The sequence below is a fragment of the Flavobacterium sp. genome (assembly GCF_031423415.1).
GTDB lineage: Bacteria > Bacteroidota > Bacteroidia > Flavobacteriales > Flavobacteriaceae > Flavobacterium.
Genome location: NZ_JANPFL010000165.1, coordinates 1 through 17,533, shown reverse-complemented (window position 1 = coordinate 17,533; position 17,533 = coordinate 1). Strand labels below are relative to the sequence as shown.

Below are 17,533 nucleotides of genomic sequence, written 5' to 3'. Positions count from 1 at the left end.
TCCATACCATAAACATTATTTTTATGTTAATTTTGATTGGTTACATTATAATTTGTAAATAAAGAACTTATTTATCTGTCATTTTAAATCATTTCAAAAGTTTTTTAACAAAATTAAGACGATAAATTTTGTTGCTATTTAAAATCTGATATGGTGTTTTCAGTATTCGATTATTTCATACTAATGTTAAAAACAAATTTTTTTAGTTTCCTTTGGTGGAAATTTAACTCAATATAATAGTTGTACTTGCGGGAATTTATGATTGTCGTTTTGCGTGTATTGTATTACCAAATTGTTAACTTATTTAAAACGTTTTATAACATACAAGGGTTTTGTTTTATATTTACCTTTATAAATCCCTAAGCACTACTTTTTACCTATGAAAAAACGAAATACCAAAATTTTATTAGTTGACGACGAACCGGATATTTTAGAAATCGTTGGGTATAATCTTGCTCAAGAAGGATATCAAATTTTCACCGCTTCTAACGGAAAAGAGGCTGTAGTAAAAGCTAAAAAAGAATTGCCTGACCTAATCATTATGGATGTAATGATGCCAGAAATGGATGGGATGGAAGCTTGTGAAATAATGCGAAAAATTCCTGAATTAAATAATGTGATTATTGCTTTTTTAACTGCCAGAAGTGAAGATTACAGTCAAGTCGCTGGTTTTGATGCTGGAGCCGACGATTATATAACGAAACCTATCAAGCCGAAAGTATTGGTAAGCAAAGTTAAGGCATTGTTAAGAAGGCTCAAAGAACAAGAAAAAAATAGCGAAACCCTTAATGTGGGTGGTATTGAAATCAATCGCGAAGAATATCAAATTATAAAAGACGGTCTTGTACTTGCATTACCTCGAAAAGAATTCGAATTATTTTATTTATTGGCATCAAAACCCGGAAAAGTTTTCAAAAGAGATGAAATTTTAGATAAGGTTTGGGGTAACGAAGTAGTAGTAGGAGGAAGAACAATAGATGTTCACATCAGAAAACTTCGAGAAAAAATTGGAGATGATTTCTTTAAAACTATAAAAGGTGTTGGCTATAAATTTGAAGTGTAATTTTTTGTTAAATTTGCGCAACACTTCAAATTAAAAAAAATGAAAATTAGTTTTCAAAAAACCTATAAGTTTGCTCTAGTCTCAGCATTATACATAAGTGTTTTTGCTTCATTTTTTGCAATGTTTTTGGTAAAAGCAATGTTTAAATACCCGTTTAAAAGTTTGCTTTCGTTTAGTGCAATATTCTTTTTAATCGTCTTTATCTTTTCATTTGTAGCCACACAATACAGAGTGGAAAGATTTATTTACCGCAGGGTAAAGAAAATCTATGACGACATTTCTTTATTAGAATCTAGTACTTTTTTAGACCAACCCATAACAACCGATATTGAGGCTTTGACTAGAGAAGTTAAAAAGTTTGCCTCCGACAAAAAGTTGGAAATCGAAATGCTAAAAGTTCGAGAAAAATACCGGAGGGAATTTTTAGGTAATGTTTCTCACGAACTCAAAACCCCCCTATTTACTGTCCAAGGTTATATTTCGACACTTCTAGACGGTGCAATGGATGATAAAATTATTCGGAAAAAATATTTGAAACGTGCCGAAAAAGGTGTAGAACGATTGATCTACATTGTCGAAGACTTAGATATGATTACCAAGCTCGAAGTAGGGGATTTGAATCTCGAATTTTCTGAATTTAATATTGTGGAGTTGATTCAAAATGTTTTCGATTTATTAGAAATGAAAGCCGATAAGAAAAAAATTACTTTGGCATTCGAAAATCATCAACTCAAATCCACTATAGTCAAAGGAGATAAAGACAAATTACAACAGCTTGTAGAGAATTTGATTGTCAATTCTATAAAATATGGCAAAGAAGGAGGCTTGACAGAGGTTAGCATCATTAATTTAACCAAGAAAAAAGTCTTAGTTCGAATTACCGATAATGGCGAAGGAATAGAAAGTCAAAACCTTCCCAGAATTTTCGAACGTTTCTACCGCGTTGATAAAAGTGGAGCGCGCAGTGAAGGTGGCTCCGGATTGGGACTCGCCATTGTAAAGCATATTGTAGAGGCTCACAAAGAAAAAATATATGTAGAAAGTGAATATGGCATTGGTTCAGAATTTTCTTTTACTTTGACCAAGGCTAATTGGAATAACACAAAGGATTAATTGATCATTATTTCATTTTTTTTAATACTACTAAACACAACTTTTGAGTCATTTTTCCAAGTAATGACTAGAATTACTTCGGCTATGGTTACCTTCTTCACTACTTATAGCAGTTTTAAAAGATTCCTACGGAAGGACAAAGTTGCTCAAACTGCCAGCTCCAATCTAAAATCTGCAATCTGCAATCTAAAATTTAATGCGCTTCCAGCCAATTTTTCCCCATTCCAATTTCAACATCCAACGGAACATCCATTATAAACGCATTTTCCATTTCGTGTTTACTCATCGGTTGGATTTCGAATAAAAAATAATTCAATTTGCAATACTGTTTTTCGATATTTCAATACTTTCTGTCCAAAGTGTATAAGGATCAAAATCTATGATTTCGTCTTTTCCCCAAACGACGGTATCGTATTTTACAAAAACTTGATTGAAAAACGATGTGTCCTTCAAAGGTTGAAATACTGGAAAATTAAGATAAGGCATAACAGAAAATTCCTTCCAGACTTTGTTTTCAAATTCTAGCTCTAGTTTATAACCAGGTTTTGGTATGGCAGTTATGATTTTTGGAAACATATCAATCATCTTAAAGGTTCAATTTTTGAATTTTGTCATTTCGACGAAGGAGAAATCACATCTGTTGCTCTAGTTTGTTACTCAACGAACACCTCGTTAAGCGATTTCTTCTTCGTAGAAATAATAAATTAAATCCAGAATGCTAAAAATCGAATATTATTCAAAGCAATGATTCAAGAATTCAAATTTAGAATTAAAGTTGCGAATAAGATCTAGCTTTTTTTCTCTTCTCCATTTTTTTAATTCTTTTTCTCTAGCAACAGCTTCTTCAACCCAAACAAATTTTTCATAATAAACTAAAAATTCTAGGTTATATTTTGAAGCAAAAGTTTTGTTTTTAGTTTCTAAATTTTCTTTATGTTGTTTTAGTCTTAATTTTAAATTATTAGTCATTCCAATGTAAAATGTAGATCTATACTTATTGGTAATGATGTAAACGTAATAGGAATGAAAACCTACTTGTGGATTAAATTCATTCATCTTCAAAATTTCAATTTAATTATAAAACAACTTTGTCATTTCGACCTTTTGTGAGAAATCAGATCATTTACTCAAGTTTGTTGCTCAAATTAGTATTCTCGTTATGTGATTTCTCCTTCGTCGAAATGACAAAATATGATAAAAACTTCTGCTTTCTACTTAACTTTCCTAATGTGCTTCCAGCCAATTTTTCCCCATTCCAATTTCAACTTCCAACGGAACATCCATTATAAAAGCATTTTCCATTTCGTGTTTAATCATCGGTTGGATTTTTTCTAGTTCGGAGTTGTGAACATCAAACACCAACTCATCGTGAACCTGCAACAACATTTTCGATTTCCATCCCGAGCCGTCGGGATTCGTTGAAGTTAGTTTCTTATGGATATTTATCATCGCAATCTTGATAATATCGGCGGCTGAACCTTGAATTGGTGCATTTACGGCATTTCGTTCCGCTCCACTTTTGACCATCATATTGGCAGAATTTATATCTTTCAAATACCGTCTTCTTCCTAAAACGGTTTGCACATAACCATTTTCTCTCGCAAAATCTACCTGATTCGACATATAGGATTTTAGTTTTGGATAAGTCGCATAATAGGCATCAATCAACTCGGCGCTTTCTTTTCTAGAAAGAGAAGTTTGATTAGAAAGTCCAAAAGCAGAAACACCGTAAATAATTCCGAAATTCACGGTTTTGGCATTGCTACGTTGCTCTTTTGTGACTTCTTCCAATGGCACGTTGAATACTTTTGCAGCCGTACTTCTGTGAATGTCTTCGTTATTTTGAAATGCGGCAATCATATTCTCTTCGCCGGATAAAGCGGCGATGATTCGCAATTCTATTTGGGAATAATCCGCAGAAACCAAGGTGTAATTTTCATCACGAGCAATAAATGCTTTACGGATTAATCTTCCTCTTTCGGTACGAATCGGGATGTTTTGCAAATTGGGATTATTGGAACTCAAACGTCCCGTTGCAGCAACAGTTTGCATATAATCGGTGTGAACGCGACCAGTTTTTTTATCCACTTGGTTCGGCAATGCATCAATATAAGTGCTTTGCAATTTTACCATTTGGCGCCATTCGAGAATGTCTTTTACGATTGGATTGTCTTTTTCAAGATAACTTAAAATCTCTTCGCCAGTCGCATATTGGCCAGTTTTGGTTTTCTTTTGTTTCGCTCCGCCAATTTTTAATTTATCAAATAAGATGTCGCCGAGTTGTTTTGGCGAAGCCAAATTGAATTTCTCCCCAGCCGTTTCGTAAATTTTTTGTTCCAAAGCGTTGCTTTCTTTTGCCATTTCAACCGACATTGATTTCAGAAATGGAACATCGAGATTAATACCTTCCAATTCCATTGCTGCCAAAACTGGGATTAATGGAATTTCTATTTCGTCAAACAATTTTTTGGTTTCGGCTTTATCGAGAATCGGACTGAAATTTTGTTTCAATTGAAAAGTAATATCAGCATCTTCGGCAGCGTATTCTTTGATTTCTTCCAAGGCTACGTCTCGCATCGATTTTTGATTTTTGCCTTTTTTACCAATTAAATCTTCTATGGATTTTGGTGAATATTTCAAATAGGTTTCACTTAAAACATCCATATTATGACGCATATCTGGATTGATCAAATAATGCGCAATCATCGTATCGAACAATTTTCCATTGATTTGAACGCCATAATGTGACAAGATTTTCAAATCGTATTTAATGTTTTGACCAATTTTTTCGATACTTTCACTTTCGAAAAAAGGTTTAAATTTATCCGCTAAAACTTGTGCATCGTCTTGATTTTCTGGAAACGGAACGTAAAATGCTTTTCCTTTTTCAAAGGAGAATGACATTCCAACGAGTTCGGCATTCAAGGCGTCAATTCCTGTAGTTTCGGTGTCAAAACAAACCGAAGTTTGATTCATCAAGTTTTGCATCAGCAATTTCACGGCAAAATCTCCTTGAATACTTTGGTAAAAATGCTCGGTGTTATCTAAAGTTGCATAATGGGAACTCGATTGTATTTCACCACTTTCTTCATCCGAAAAACCAAATAAATCAAACTGATCTTCATTGGATTTTTTCGTTGGAGCTTTTTTAACTATTTTTTCATTGTCATTGCTATTGTCATTGCCATTGGAATTTCCGTTGGTATCAATTTCGTCGTATTCTTTTCCAGTTCCAAAATATTTGTCAAACTGCGCTTTCATCTGGCGAAATTCCAATTCCTGAAATAATTCGTCTGTTTTTTCAACGTCAGGTTTTGATAATTCGTAGTCGCTTTCGTTAAATTGAACGGGACAATCTAAAAGTATTGTGGCTAATTTTTTAGACAAAATTCCTTTGTCTTTATTGGTTTCAATTTTGTCTTTTAGCGCCCCTTTCAGCTTGTCAGTATTGGCTAAAAGGTTTTCCATTGTACCGAATTCTTTCAAAAGTTTCTTAGCGGTTACTTCCCCAACGCCTGGAAGTCCTGGAATATTATCGGCCGCATCGCCCATCATACCCAGAAAATCAATCACTTGCTCTGGTCGTTCAATTTCAAATCGTTGCAAGACTTCGGGAATTCCCCAAATTTCAATGTCATTACCCATTCGCGCTGGTTTGTACATAAAAATATTTTCGGAAACCAATTGAGCAAAATCCTTGTCCGGAGTAACCATAAAAACTTGAAAGTTCTCTTTTTCGGCTTGTTTGGCTAAAGTACCTATCAAATCATCGGCTTCAAAACCAGCGACTTCAATAATAGGAATGTGCATTGCCTTCAATAATTCTTGAATATAAGGAACGGCAATTTTTATGGCTTCGGGAGTTTCGTCGCGATGCGCTTTGTATTCTTGGTACATTTCATAGCGGTAATCGCTTCCGCCTTTGTCGAAAGCCACTGCTAAATGATCTGGTTTTTCACGTTTGATCACATCCATCAAGGCATTCATAAAGCCCATAATTGCCGAAGTATCCATTCCTTTCGAATTGATTCTAGGGTTTTTTATAAAAGCAAAATAACCTCGAAAGATTAAAGCGTAAGCATCGAGCAGGAAAAGACGTTTTTGAGACATAAAAATATATTTTGAGGGTAAAAGTAACGAAAGTTTGAAACTTTTTGAGATGTTTTTCTACTAAGGTTTTAGTTAAATTTGAATTAATAAAAGTAATAAAACTATCGAGTTATTTACTTTTGTAAAAAAACAGATAATGATGCTTCGCTTAATACTATTTATAATAGTTGTTTTAATTATTGAATTTTATTCTTTTCAGGTTGTTAAAACATTGACTAATGTCAAATGGGTTTTACTATCTTATATCATATGTTCAGTTGCGGTAATTGTATTTATTGCCTATCAATTCCTTGTTTTTGATCGGAGTGTGGGTCAAACCAGAATGACTATGTTGACTTTAGCATTGCTATTAATTACTTTTTTACCAAAAATACTTTTGACTATTGTTTTGCTTTTTGAAGATATTTATAGACTTTTATCGGGTTCTGTTACTCATATTATAAGTGAGACTAAAAACAGTTCGTTTTTGCCTGAAAGAAGAAAATTTGTGAGTCAGATGGCATTAGCATTTGCAGCAATTCCTTTTGGCTCCTTAATTTACGGAATGACTTTTGGCAAATACAATTACAAAGTAATCAAACAGACTGTATTTTTTCCTGATTTACCAGATGAATTCGATGGTTTTACTATTACTCAAATTTCTGATGTGCACAGCGGAAGCTTTGACAATCCAGAAAAAATCAATTATGCAATAGACTTAATCAACGAGCAAAATTCGGATATGATATTGTTTACAGGCGATATTGTGAACACTGATGCAAAGGAAATGCATCCTTGGATAGATACTTTCAAAAGAATCCAAGATCACAAGTATGGAAAATATGCTGTTTTAGGGAATCACGATTATGGAGAATATGTGTCTTGGCCATCGGAAGCTGCTAAAGAAATAAATTTTCAAGCCATTAAGGATTTATATGGACAAATTGGTTTTCAGTTAATGTTAAATGAGCATACTTATATTGAAAGAGGAACGGATAAAATAGCCTTGATTGGGGTCGAGAACTGGGGAAGACATTTTAAAAAAGCAGGTGATTTGCTTAAAGCATCAGATGGATTATCTGAGAAAGATTTCAAAATAGTGATGAGTCATGATCCAAGTCACTGGGATGCGGAAATCAATACTCATCCAAAGGGCTTTCATTTAACATTTTCGGGTCATACGCATGGTTTACAATTTGGAATTGAAATACCCGGATTTTTCAAGTGGAGTCCAGCACAATATGTTTATGATCAATGGGCAGGTTTGTATGAAAAAGCGGGAAAATATATTTATGTAAATCGGGGTTTTGGATTCCATGCTTATCCAGGACGAGTGGGAATTATGCCAGAAATTACCGTTATTCAACTAAAAAAAGCTAAGAATGTGGCATAATTCGTTTAAAATGCTACATTTGTGAAATAATATCTCTTTTCAATAGATTTAGAAAATTAAATTCATTGGTTTTATGTCAAAATTTGGAGAACTTATAAGCACTCAGATTCCTGTGCTAATTGACTTTTACACAGATTGGAATGAATCATCTGTATCGATGCATCCAGTAATTAGGGATGTTGCGGCGGCTTTAGGCGATAAAGCAAAAGTAATTAAAATTGATGTGGATAAAAATCAAGAACTAGCTGAAGCATTGCGCATCAAGGGACTTCCTACGTTGATGATTTATAAAGGAGGTCAAATGATTTGGAGACAATCAGGAGAATTGGATGCTAATTCGATAATCAATCTTGTTCAAGAACATCTTTAGGAAAGCTTTTCAAAAACAAATCCTTTTTCTTTAAAATAATTCAGTGCTTTTGGTAAAGTATATTCCAAATGCGGAAATGCTTTTACACTGTCGTGAAAAACGATTATGCTTCCTGATGTGACATTTTTTGTTGCGTTTTCTAAACATTTTTCTGCCGAAATTTTGGCGTCATAATCTGCGCTCAATACATCCCACATAATTATTTTGTAACCTATTTGGCGCAGCTTTTTAGCTTGTGAGGATTTGATTTTTCCGTAAGGAGGACGAAAAATTTTAGATTTTAGATTGCAGATTTTAGATTTTGGATTTGAAATCAAAGATTCAAACAATTTAACATTATCTAAATATTCTTTAGTCGGAGTTTTCCAGCCATTCAAATGATTGAAAGTGTGATTCCCTAAAGAATGTCCTTTATCTATTAGTTTTTCGACGATTTCAGGATGCTTTTTAATATTGTCGCCAATGCAAAAAAAAGTGGCTTTGGCATTGTGTTTTTCTAACTCTTGTAAAACCCATTCGGTGATTTCAGGTGTTGGACCATCATCAAAAGTGAGGTAGATTTTGTTTCCACTATTAGGAATATCCCAAATATAATTGGAGAATATTTTTTTTATAAAACGGTTTGTTTTTATCCAATAAAACATGCAGATATCTGTAAAATACTTTAACGAGGAACTATTCTACCTCATTAAAATTTTTAGTAGGGAAAAATATAAAATATCAGCACTAGTCTACACAAAACAAAATTTATGTAAACAAAATACGATAATAAAAACAACAAAAAAAATTAATTGTTGTGTGAAAAAATTAGAATTAGTGTCGGCAACAAATATATTGTTTTAAAATAAAAAAATCCGCTTTTCAGCGGATTTTCAAATATTTTTAAACAGTTAAAACACCATTTTCTGTACCAGCAAATTCATTCCAAACAAAAGAATCTGCTTCGCTATCGTTAACATACGCACCATCTACTAAATACTTAAATTCATAAGATGCATCTTTTGCTAAATCAAAAACGCCTTTAAAAGTTCCGTTTTTTAATTTTGATAACTCACCTTCAGCTGGATTCCAATTGTTAAAATCTCCTATAACGGCTGCTGTATTTGCTTCTTTTGCTTCAACCGAAAATGTTACTTTACAAACCGGTTTAGTTTTTATTATTTGTTTTTTGATTGACATAACTATTTCATTTTTAGAATTATGGGGCAAATATATAGTAGATATTTGAGTTTTCAATGTTTAAGGTGAAGTTTTATGAGTATGGCAATAATTTTCACAAAAATAATATACATTCTTAATTTTAAGCGAAATTATTTTTCAAATCCAAAATCATAAAACGTTTTCTCTTTTAATATTCTTCATTGAAAAATAATGAAATTGCAAAATTATTTTTATCTTTATAATCTAAATCTTGCATTGTGGAAAAGGAACAGCACGAACAATACGAATACGCTAGAAAAAGGTTAAAGCAAAAGAAAGGACTTTATTTTCATTTTGTCTTATTAATTTTGGGAAGTATATTTATGTTTCTGGCCAATCATTTTGCAATTTTTGGACTAACTGTAAATTGGGCTATTTGGGTAATTACATTTTGGTTTTTCCTTTTTGTTTTACATTTTATAAAAGTGTATATTACAGATCGGTTTATGAACAAAAATTGGGAACGAGATCAAATAGATAGGCTAGTTGCTAAACAAGAGCAAAAAATTGCACAATTGCAAAATCAAATAGAAGAAGGTTCTTCTAAAAACCCTCAATAAAAAATGATTATTTTAATTGCGGCTGTTGCCGAAAATAATGCTCTTGGCAAAAACAATGATCTGCTTTGGCATTTGCCCAACGATTTTAGACGATTTAAAGAAATTACTTCGGGACATTATATAATTATGGGAAGAAAAACTTTCGAAAGTTTCCCTAAACCGCTGCCAAATCGAACTCACGTTATTATTACACGACAAAAAGATTATGTTCGTGAGGGATGCATTGTAGTTCAAGATTTAGAAGAAGCCATTGATATTTGTCCAAAAAACGAAGATGTATTTGTGATTGGTGGTGGTGAAATTTACTCACAATCCATTCATTTAGCCGACCAGCTCGATATTACAAAAGTGCATCATTCATTTGAAGCGGATGTTTATTTTCCGGAAATTGACCCTAAAATCTGGCAATTAACTGCGGAAATATTTAATTCGACAGACGAAAAACACCTTTATAATTATACTTTTCAAACTTTCGTCAGAAAAAAATAGTGTCTCTCGAACTCTTAAGTTTTTCGGAACGAAGAGATGAAGTAATTTACGGTTTACCATTTGTTTTCCAAAAATCTAGTTTACCTTTGCTTCAAATTTTAGAAAATGTCAAAAAACGTAACACCTTACAAAGATTCTACTTTAAGTAAAAAGGAGCAAGTTGCCTCCATGTTTGATACTATTTCAGGCAATTATGACAATCTTAATCGGGTTATTTCTTTCGGAATAGATATAAAATGGCGCAAAAAAGTTTTGAAAATGGTCGCTAACACTGATCCAAAAACTATTTTGGATATTGCAACAGGAACGGGAGATTTGGCTATTTTGATGGCTCAAACTAAAGCCGAACAAATTATAGGATTAGACATTTCGGCTGGAATGTTGGAAGTTGGGAAGCAAAAAATTCTGGAAAGAAACTTGTCCCAAAGAATAGAAATGGTATTGGCTGATTCTGAGAATATGCCATTTGAAGCTCATTATTTTGATGCTATCACGGTGGCTTTTGGCGTTAGGAATTTTGAAAACTTAGAAAAAGGTTTGGCTGAAATTTTAAGAGTTTTGAAACCAAATGGAATTTTTGTGATCCTCGAAACTTCAATTCCCGAAAAAACACCTTACAAACAAGGTTATACTTTTTACAGTAAAAATATACTTCCAATTATTGGAAAACTATTTTCAAAAGACGATGCTGCTTATGGATATTTGTCTGAATCTGCAGCGGCTTTTCCTTATGGAGAAGCTTTGAACAATATTTTGAAAAAAATTGGGTTTATAGATGTAGTTGCTTTGCCACAAACATTTGGCGTAGCTACAATTTATTCGGCTTCCAAAAAATAATATGAGAAAAATAGTAGTTATAATTTTATTAGTCATTTCTACAAGCGGTATTGCGCAGAAAGCGAACAATCTATTTGGTAAAGATCCGATAATAAATCTAGAAAATTTTCAACAACAAAAATTGTATTTTGGCTTCTATTTGGGGTTCAATTCGTACGATTTCAAAATAGATTATAAAAAAGTAGGCGAAGATATTGAAGTAAAAAAAAGTACGGGTTTCAATGTTGGTCTAGTCGCTGATTTGAGGCTACACGAATACGTCAGTTTGCGGTTTGAACCCGGTTTGTATTATACCAAACGAGATTTGCAATATCCTAACAGTTATTTTATAGAAACCCCTACGAATTCAGATAAGTTAAGAGAAGTTAATAGTACTTATATTCATTTTCCGCTGTTGCTAAAGTTTTCTTCATTAAGAACAGGAAATGTCAGACCTTATTTATTGGGAGGTGTTTCTGCAACCTTAAACCTTTCTAGTAATGCCAAATCCATAGACGATAATTATGAAGACCGTTTTAGGGTAAAAGCTTGGACAACCAATTATGAACTGGGTTTTGGAATTGATATTTTTTCAGAATATTTTATTTTTTCTCCATCAATTAGAGGTGTTTTTGGTCTGAGCAACGAATTAATCCCTGACAATAATGCGGATAGTCCTTGGACAAGTAATATTGAATCTATAAAATCGCGAGCAGTTTTTATTAATTTTACTTTTCACTAAAAAACAGTGGTCAGTGGTCAGAAATTTAGTATTCAGCTGTTAAAACGAAATACAAAATCATCCACGGCGAAATTCGCTTAAAACAATAGCAGTAGCAGTAGCCACATTCAAACTTTCGGTTTTTTGTAGTGTTCCAAATCGAGGAATGCTGAGTCGGTTTTTAATTAATTTTTCTATTTCAAGCGAAATTCCATTGGCTTCATTGCCCATAATGATGATTCCTTCTTGTGGTAAATCACTTTTATAAATGGTATCTCCATCCATAAAAGTGCCAAAAACAGGTAAATTGGTTTGGCTGATAAAAGTTTCCAAATCAATGTAATTCACATTAATCCTTGCCAATGAACCCATCGTTGCTTGAACCACTTTTGGATTATAAATATCAACAGTTTCTTTAGAACAAATAATTTGATGAACGCCAAACCAATCACACAATCTCAAAATAGTCCCTAAATTGCCGGGATCACGAATAGAATCGAGTGCAAGAATTAATCCAGATTCGGGTATTTTTTTTTCATCAGGGATTTTGAACACTGCCAAACACGTATTTGGAGTTGCTAATGCGCTGATTTTTTTTAATTCTTGTTCGTTTACAAATACTTTTTTTTCATTCAATACTTGGTCAAAATCATTTTGGCTGGTATATAAATTAACCAATTCGAAATTCGATTCCAGTAATTCTTGAATCCCCTTTATACCTTCGGCAAAAAACAATTGATGGGCAAACCTCTGTTTTTTTTGGTGCAAACTTGTAATTAGCTTGATTTGGTTTTTACTAAGCATAAAATAATGTACTTTTGAATTAAATATCTCTCAGCACTTGAAAAAGATTAATACAAAAATAGCAACATTTATTGTAATTGGAATAATTATCTCGGCTTGTGATGCCGAGAAACGAGTTCCGAACGGCAAGCAACGTCTGACTAAAAATGAAATTTTAGTAAATGGCAAAGTCTCAAAAAGCGAAGATATTAGCAATCAATTGTATCAAAAACCCAACTCCACGTTGTTGAGTTATAATTTACGGTTGCATTTATTTAATCTGGCGACTCCAAATCCCGATTCTGTATTTCAAGCTAAGTTCACGAATCATCCCGGTAAATACGAACGAATGTCAAAATTTTTATCGGCAAAACAAGTCGATCGTTTGGGGCAATCTTTTTGGTATCAGGGAATCGATAATTTCTTAAAAGAGACAGGCGAACCTCCTGTTATTGTTGATACAGTAAGAAGTGTCAAATCTATTTCAAAAATAGAATACTATTATTTCAATAAAGGTTTTTTTAATGTAAAAGCAAACTATAAATTGGATAGCATCAGTGCCAAAAAAGCCAAAATAAAATACACGATTACCACGAATACTCCTTTTTTTATAGACACAGTAACAACTAAAATCCAAACTCCTGCGCTTGATTCCTTATATAAAACAAGGATAGCTAATTCTTTGATAAAATCGGGTAAACAATACAATACGCAAGATTTTGAAGACGAAAAAGAACGAATTACCACACATTTCAGGAATGAGGGTGTGTATAATTTTCAACCTAATTATGTGACTTACAATTTAGATACTCTGAACAAGAATAAAAAAGTAAATGTTGATCTTATTATCAACGATTATTCTTATCAAGAAAAGGACAGCACAAAAACGGAGCCTTTCAAAATATTTAAAATAAGTGATGTAAACATTTACACGGATTATTCGGCTACCAATACTAACAGTGTTTTTTCGGACAGTACAACGTATCACGATGTCAATTTATACAGTCATTCCAAGCTAAAATACAAACCAAAAGCGATAACCGATGCAGTTTTTATAACTAAAGGAAGTCTATTTGCTGATTTCAGAACCGTTTTAACTACAAGATACTTGAACAATCTGAAAATTTTCAACTATCCAACCATATTGTATGAAATTGATAAAAGGGACACAACAGCACAATCTTTAATTGCAAAAGTGTATTTATCGCCTCGAAAAAAATACAGTTTAGGTGCTACATTTGATGTTACGCATTCGAATATTCAAGACATAGGTATTGGTGGAAGCATTTCAGAAACAATAAGGAACGTGTTTAACGGTGCCGAAACATTAGAACTTTCGGCCAGAGGAAATATTGGTTCATCCAAAGATTTGGCTAATCCTGACAGCAATTTTTTCAATGTATCTGAATACGGAATGGATTTGAAATTGAACATTCCTCGAATTTGGTTTCCATTTCGAACCGAAAAAATAATTCCTAAAAGTATGATTCCCTCGACGCTAGTTTCTACAGGTTTATCTAATCAAAAAAACATTGGTCTTGACAAACAAAATGTGACCGCAATACTAGCTTATAATTGGAATCCAAAAAGGAATAATACCGCTCGATTTGATATTTTCAACGTCCAATACGTTCGAAATCTAAATCCTGAAAATTATTTTAACGTCTATGAGTCTTCTTATAATGAGTTAAATAACTTAGCCAAAATTTATAATTCAAATATTAATTACGTCGATCCAGACACGAGTAATTTGATTATAGAAAGCGGAACCAAAGGTTTTACAAATGATGTTCTGAATGGTAAAACACTTGTTCCAGCGTCGGAATATGCTACAATAAGCAGTATAGAAGAACGAAGAATGCGACTTACCGAAAACGACTTTATTCTATCAACTAGCTACTCTTTTTCAAAAACGACCAAAACAAATCTAAAAGACAATTCGTTTTATCAATTTAGAACTAAATTAGAATCGGCTGGTTCAATCTTGTCGTTGATTTCAAATGCAGCAAATTTAGCCAAAAACCAAAACGGTTATTATGAAGTTTTCAACTTAGAATATTCAGAATATGTGAAAACAGAATTCGATTATGTAAAATATTGGGATTTATCCAAAGAAAAAGTTTTGGCATTTCGGAGCTTTTTTGGAATTGCTATTCCATACGGTAATTCAAATTACATTCCGTTTTCAAGAAGTTATTTTGCTGGCGGTTCAAATGACAATAGAGCTTGGGAACCCTATCGTTTAGGACCAGGAAGTACAGGAGCTGTGAATGATTACAACGAAGCGAATATGAAAATTGCGTTGAGTGCAGAGTTCCGATTTAAAATAGCAGGAAGTGTAAAAGGAGCTCTTTTTGCCGATGCAGGCAACATTTGGAATGTACTTGATAATGTCGAAAAAGAAACCGCCACATTTGATACTCTAGCAGATTTAAAAGAAATCGCATTAGGTACTGGTTTTGGTCTTCGTTACGACTTAGATTTTTTCGTAGTACGATTCGATTTAGGATTTAAAACCTTCAATCCTGCTAATGAAATGGGGAAACGATGGTTTTACGATTATGATTTTGCACATTCTGTGTTTAATTTTGGAATAAATTATCCTTTCTAATGCTAATTAATTCTTATTTTTGCAAACTATAACACAACTGTTAATAACAATCTAAACAATTTACAATGGCACACAATATTAAACCCGGCGTTGCGACAGGCGATCAAGTACAAGAAATTTTCAACTATGCAAAAGAAAAAGGATTTGCACTTCCTGCTGTAAACGTGATAGGTTCAAGCACAATTAACGGAGTTTTAGAAACTGCTGCAAAACTAAAAGCACCAGTTATTATTCAATTCTCAAATGGTGGAGCACAGTTTAATGCTGGAAAAGGACTTTCAAATGCAGGAGAAAAGGCAGCAATTGCAGGAGGAATAGCTGGAGCAAAACACATTCACACTTTAGCGGAAGCTTATGGAGCAACTGTAATTTTACATACAGACCATTGCGCAAAAAAATTATTGCCTTGGATTGATGGATTGTTAGATGCATCTGAAGCAAATTTTGCAGCGACAGGAAAGCCATTGTTCTCCTCCCACATGATTGATTTATCGGAAGAGCCTATTGAAGAAAATATCGAAATATGTAAAAAATATTTGGAAAGAATGAGCAAAATGGGAATGACATTAGAAATCGAACTTGGAATCACTGGTGGTGAAGAAGATGGCGTTGACAACTCTGATGTTGATAGTTCAAAATTATACACTCAACCTTCGGAAGTATCATATGCTTACGAAGAATTATTAAAAGTAAGCCCACGTTTTACCATCGCAGCTTCTTTTGGAAACGTTCACGGAGTTTACAAACCAGGAAACGTAAAATTGACTCCAAAAATCTTGAAAAACTCACAAGATTATGTTCAAAATAAATTCAATACCGGTCACAATCCAGTTGATTTCGTTTTCCACGGAGGTTCAGGTTCTACATTAGAAGAAATCAGAGAAGGAATTAGCTACGGTGTTGTAAAAATGAATATTGATACTGACTTGCAATTCGCATTTGCGGAAGGTATTCGCGACTTTATGGTAGACAACATAGATTACCTAAAAACTCAAATTGGAAATCCAACTGGTTCTGATGCTCCAAACAAAAAATATTACGACCCAAGAAAATGGTTGCGTGAAGGTGAAGTTACTTTCAATGCAAGACTAGAACAAGCATTTGCTGACTTGAATAACGTGAATACTTTATAAAGTACGAAGTACGATATACGAAGTACGAAGTGAATTAAACATTAATTAAGAATTTAGAAAAGGATTTTACTTCCAACTTCTAACTTCTAACTTCCAACTTAATTATGGCTTGGTTTAAAAGAACAGAAAAAGGAATTACTACGGCTACTGAAGACAAAATGGATGTTCCAAAAGGTCTTTGGTACAAATCACCTACAGGAAAAGTAATTGATGCCGATGAATTAGCTCGCAATTTATATGTTAGTCCAGAAGATGGTTTTCATGTTAGAATTGGAAGCAAAGAATATTTCGAAATATTGTTTGATAACAATGAATTCGTAGAATTAGATGCAAAAATGACCTCTAAAGATACGTTGCATTTTGTTGATACCAAAAAGTATTCCGATCGTTTGAAAGACACTATTGCCAAGACCAAATTGAATGATGCGGTTCGCACAGGAGTGGGAAAATCAAAAGGAAAAGATTTAGTAGTTTGCTGTATGGATTTTGCTTTCATTGGTGGCTCGATTGGTGGAGTTGTAGGCGAAAAAATTGCTCGTGGAATAGATTATTCTATCAAAAATAGCATTCCTTTTGTAATGATTTCAAAATCAGGTGGAGCTAGGATGATGGAAGCGGCTTATTCGTTGATGCAATTAGCCAAAACCTCTGCGAAACTAGCGCAATTGGCCGAAGCAAAAATTCCCTATATTTCTTTGTGTACGGATCCAACAACGGGAGGAACAACTGCTTCTTATGCTATGCTTGGTGACATCAACATTTCTGAACCTGGAGCTTTGATAGGCTTTGCTGGTCCTAGAGTTGTAAAAGATACGACAGGAAAAGATTTGCCAGAAGGCTTTCAAACGGCTGAATTTGTTTTAGAACACGGATTTTTGGACTTTATAACACCAAGAAAAGAATTGAAAGATTCGATTAATTTGTATATCGACTTAATTCAGAATATTGAGGTTAGATAGTTTTTTACAAACATAAATACCAAAAAACACAAAGTGATCGCTTTGTGTTTTTTTTTATCTTTATTTTAAATTTTGGAAGATGAAAAAAGTAGTTAGTCATTCCTTAAAAATGAATTAACAATTTGATTGTTAATAACTTGTGATTAAATTCAGTTGAAAACAGTACTTTTAAATCGCCAAAAAGTGTATATTTCGGTATAAAAAAGTGGCAATATGTTAGGCAAAATAAAACC

At 33.2% G+C, this 17,533-nt stretch carries 17 protein-coding genes and 1 pseudogene; 11 read left to right on the top strand and 7 right to left on the bottom strand.

The features are described 5' to 3' along the window. Positions 1 to 379 precede the first annotated feature (379 nt). Both RMO83_RS14045 and RMO83_RS14040 read left to right on the top strand, forming a co-directional pair. Entirely contained in the window at positions 380 to 1,063 is a 684-nt protein-coding gene (locus RMO83_RS14045) for a response regulator transcription factor (protein WP_310560328.1), read from the top strand. A gap of 39 nt (positions 1,064 to 1,102) precedes the next feature. Beyond that, positions 1,103 to 2,176, top strand: a complete 1,074-nt coding sequence (locus tag RMO83_RS14040; protein WP_310560327.1) for an ATP-binding protein — start codon at positions 1,103 to 1,105, stop codon at positions 2,174 to 2,176. Positions 2,177 to 2,369: 193 nt separating this feature from the next. Here RMO83_RS14040 and RMO83_RS17020 read toward each other — a convergent pair. The 4 genes and pseudogenes from RMO83_RS17020 to polA all read right to left on the bottom strand — a co-directional run. Then, positions 2,370 to 2,480, bottom strand: a pseudogene (locus RMO83_RS17020) (DNA-directed DNA polymerase, family A domain protein); the annotation flags it as partial. Between the two features lie 8 nt (positions 2,481 to 2,488). After that, complete coding sequence (locus RMO83_RS14035; RefSeq protein WP_310560326.1) at positions 2,489 to 2,761, bottom strand: DUF2442 domain-containing protein; 273 nt, start codon at positions 2,759 to 2,761, stop codon at positions 2,489 to 2,491. Between the two features lie 147 nt (positions 2,762 to 2,908). Then, complete coding sequence (locus RMO83_RS14030) at positions 2,909 to 3,232, bottom strand: GIY-YIG nuclease family protein (protein WP_310560325.1); 324 nt, start codon at positions 3,230 to 3,232, stop codon at positions 2,909 to 2,911. 168 nt (positions 3,233 to 3,400) lie between these two features. Then, the gene (gene polA, locus RMO83_RS14025) at positions 3,401 to 6,286 is read right to left on the bottom strand and encodes a DNA polymerase I (protein ID WP_310560324.1); all 2,886 of its coding nucleotides are present in this window, start codon (positions 6,284 to 6,286) and stop codon (positions 3,401 to 3,403) included. A 136-nt stretch (positions 6,287 to 6,422) separates the two neighbouring features. On the opposite strand from polA, the gene RMO83_RS14020 reads away from it, so the two are divergent. Beyond that, positions 6,423 to 7,658 (top strand): metallophosphoesterase, encoded by a 1,236-nt coding sequence (locus RMO83_RS14020; protein WP_310560323.1) that lies wholly within the window; start codon positions 6,423 to 6,425, stop codon positions 7,656 to 7,658. Between the two features lie 73 nt (positions 7,659 to 7,731). Next, positions 7,732 to 8,028 carry a thioredoxin family protein gene (locus RMO83_RS14015; RefSeq protein WP_310560322.1) on the top strand — a complete coding sequence of 99 codons (297 nt, stop codon included), beginning with the start codon at positions 7,732 to 7,734 and terminating at the stop codon, positions 8,026 to 8,028. Here the strand turns inward: RMO83_RS14015 and RMO83_RS14010 are convergent. Next, positions 8,025 to 8,672, bottom strand: a complete 648-nt coding sequence (locus RMO83_RS14010; RefSeq protein WP_310560321.1) for a polysaccharide deacetylase family protein — start codon at positions 8,670 to 8,672, stop codon at positions 8,025 to 8,027. The two genes, RMO83_RS14015 and RMO83_RS14010, sit on opposite strands and share 4 nt — an antisense overlap. A gap of 238 nt (positions 8,673 to 8,910) precedes the next feature. After that, a complete protein-coding gene (locus tag RMO83_RS14005) occupies positions 8,911 to 9,207 on the bottom strand; it encodes an isoamylase early set domain-containing protein (protein ID WP_310560374.1) in 297 nt (98 codons plus the stop codon). A gap of 239 nt (positions 9,208 to 9,446) precedes the next feature. Between RMO83_RS14005 and RMO83_RS14000 the strand changes: the two genes are divergently transcribed. The 4 genes from RMO83_RS14000 to RMO83_RS13985 all read left to right on the top strand — a co-directional run bounded on the left by RMO83_RS14000 (position 9,447) and on the right by RMO83_RS13985 (position 11,835). Continuing rightward, positions 9,447 to 9,788 carry a 2TM domain-containing protein gene (locus RMO83_RS14000; protein WP_310560320.1) on the top strand — a complete coding sequence of 114 codons (342 nt, stop codon included), beginning with the start codon at positions 9,447 to 9,449 and terminating at the stop codon, positions 9,786 to 9,788. Positions 9,789 to 9,791: 3 nt separating this feature from the next. Next, the gene (locus RMO83_RS13995; RefSeq protein WP_310560319.1) at positions 9,792 to 10,277 is read left to right on the top strand and encodes a dihydrofolate reductase; all 486 of its coding nucleotides are present in this window, start codon (positions 9,792 to 9,794) and stop codon (positions 10,275 to 10,277) included. A gap of 105 nt (positions 10,278 to 10,382) precedes the next feature. After that, complete coding sequence (gene ubiE / locus RMO83_RS13990; RefSeq protein ID WP_310560318.1) at positions 10,383 to 11,114, top strand: bifunctional demethylmenaquinone methyltransferase/2-methoxy-6-polyprenyl-1,4-benzoquinol methylase UbiE; 732 nt, start codon at positions 10,383 to 10,385, stop codon at positions 11,112 to 11,114. 1 nt (position 11,115) lies between these two features. After that, a complete protein-coding gene (locus RMO83_RS13985) occupies positions 11,116 to 11,835 on the top strand; it encodes a porin family protein (protein WP_310560317.1) in 720 nt (239 codons plus the stop codon). Between the two features lie 57 nt (positions 11,836 to 11,892). On the opposite strand, the gene RMO83_RS13980 is transcribed toward RMO83_RS13985, so the two are convergent. Then, on the bottom strand, positions 11,893 to 12,618 hold the full coding sequence (locus RMO83_RS13980; RefSeq protein ID WP_310560316.1) for an RNA methyltransferase: 726 nt from the start codon (positions 12,616 to 12,618) through the stop codon (positions 11,893 to 11,895). Between the two features lie 37 nt (positions 12,619 to 12,655). Here RMO83_RS13980 and RMO83_RS13975 point away from each other — a divergent pair, with 37 nt between their 5' ends. The 3 genes from RMO83_RS13975 (at position 12,656) to accD (ending at position 17,300) form a co-directional block, all read left to right on the top strand. After that, on the top strand, positions 12,656 to 15,208 hold the full coding sequence (locus tag RMO83_RS13975) for a BamA/TamA family outer membrane protein (protein WP_310560315.1): 2,553 nt from the start codon (positions 12,656 to 12,658) through the stop codon (positions 15,206 to 15,208). Between the two features lie 65 nt (positions 15,209 to 15,273). After that, positions 15,274 to 16,341, top strand: a complete 1,068-nt coding sequence (fbaA, locus tag RMO83_RS13970; protein ID WP_310560314.1) for a class II fructose-bisphosphate aldolase — start codon at positions 15,274 to 15,276, stop codon at positions 16,339 to 16,341. Positions 16,342 to 16,445: 104 nt separating this feature from the next. After that, the gene (accD, locus tag RMO83_RS13965) at positions 16,446 to 17,300 is read left to right on the top strand and encodes an acetyl-CoA carboxylase, carboxyltransferase subunit beta (protein WP_310560313.1); all 855 of its coding nucleotides are present in this window, start codon (positions 16,446 to 16,448) and stop codon (positions 17,298 to 17,300) included. Positions 17,301 to 17,533: the final 233 nt, after the last annotated feature.

Bases quoted from the DNA above. Each gene is read 5' to 3' on its own strand.
- RMO83_RS14030 (WP_310560325.1), bottom strand. From the start codon at position 3,232: ATGAATGAATTTAATCCACAAGTAGGTTTTCATTCCTATTACGTTTAC.
- RMO83_RS14010 (WP_310560321.1), bottom strand. From the start codon at position 8,672: ATGTTTTATTGGATAAAAACAAACCGTTTTATAAAAAAAATATTCTCC.
- RMO83_RS14020 (WP_310560323.1), top strand. From the start codon at position 6,423: ATGATGCTTCGCTTAATACTATTTATAATAGTTGTTTTAATTATTGAA.
- accD (WP_310560313.1), top strand. From the start codon at position 16,446: ATGGCTTGGTTTAAAAGAACAGAAAAAGGAATTACTACGGCTACTGAA.
- ubiE (WP_310560318.1), top strand. From the start codon at position 10,383: ATGTCAAAAAACGTAACACCTTACAAAGATTCTACTTTAAGTAAAAAG.
- RMO83_RS14045 (WP_310560328.1), top strand. From the start codon at position 380: ATGAAAAAACGAAATACCAAAATTTTATTAGTTGACGACGAACCGGAT.
- fbaA (WP_310560314.1), top strand. From the start codon at position 15,274: ATGGCACACAATATTAAACCCGGCGTTGCGACAGGCGATCAAGTACAA.
- polA (WP_310560324.1), bottom strand. From the start codon at position 6,286: ATGTCTCAAAAACGTCTTTTCCTGCTCGATGCTTACGCTTTAATCTTT.
- RMO83_RS14035 (WP_310560326.1), bottom strand. From the start codon at position 2,761: ATGATTGATATGTTTCCAAAAATCATAACTGCCATACCAAAACCTGGT.
- RMO83_RS14015 (WP_310560322.1), top strand. From the start codon at position 7,732: ATGTCAAAATTTGGAGAACTTATAAGCACTCAGATTCCTGTGCTAATT.
- RMO83_RS14005 (WP_310560374.1), bottom strand. From the start codon at position 9,207: ATGTCAATCAAAAAACAAATAATAAAAACTAAACCGGTTTGTAAAGTA.
- RMO83_RS13980 (WP_310560316.1), bottom strand. From the start codon at position 12,618: ATGCTTAGTAAAAACCAAATCAAGCTAATTACAAGTTTGCACCAAAAA.
- RMO83_RS14040 (WP_310560327.1), top strand. From the start codon at position 1,103: ATGAAAATTAGTTTTCAAAAAACCTATAAGTTTGCTCTAGTCTCAGCA.
- RMO83_RS13985 (WP_310560317.1), top strand. From the start codon at position 11,116: ATGAGAAAAATAGTAGTTATAATTTTATTAGTCATTTCTACAAGCGGT.
- RMO83_RS13995 (WP_310560319.1), top strand. From the start codon at position 9,792: ATGATTATTTTAATTGCGGCTGTTGCCGAAAATAATGCTCTTGGCAAA.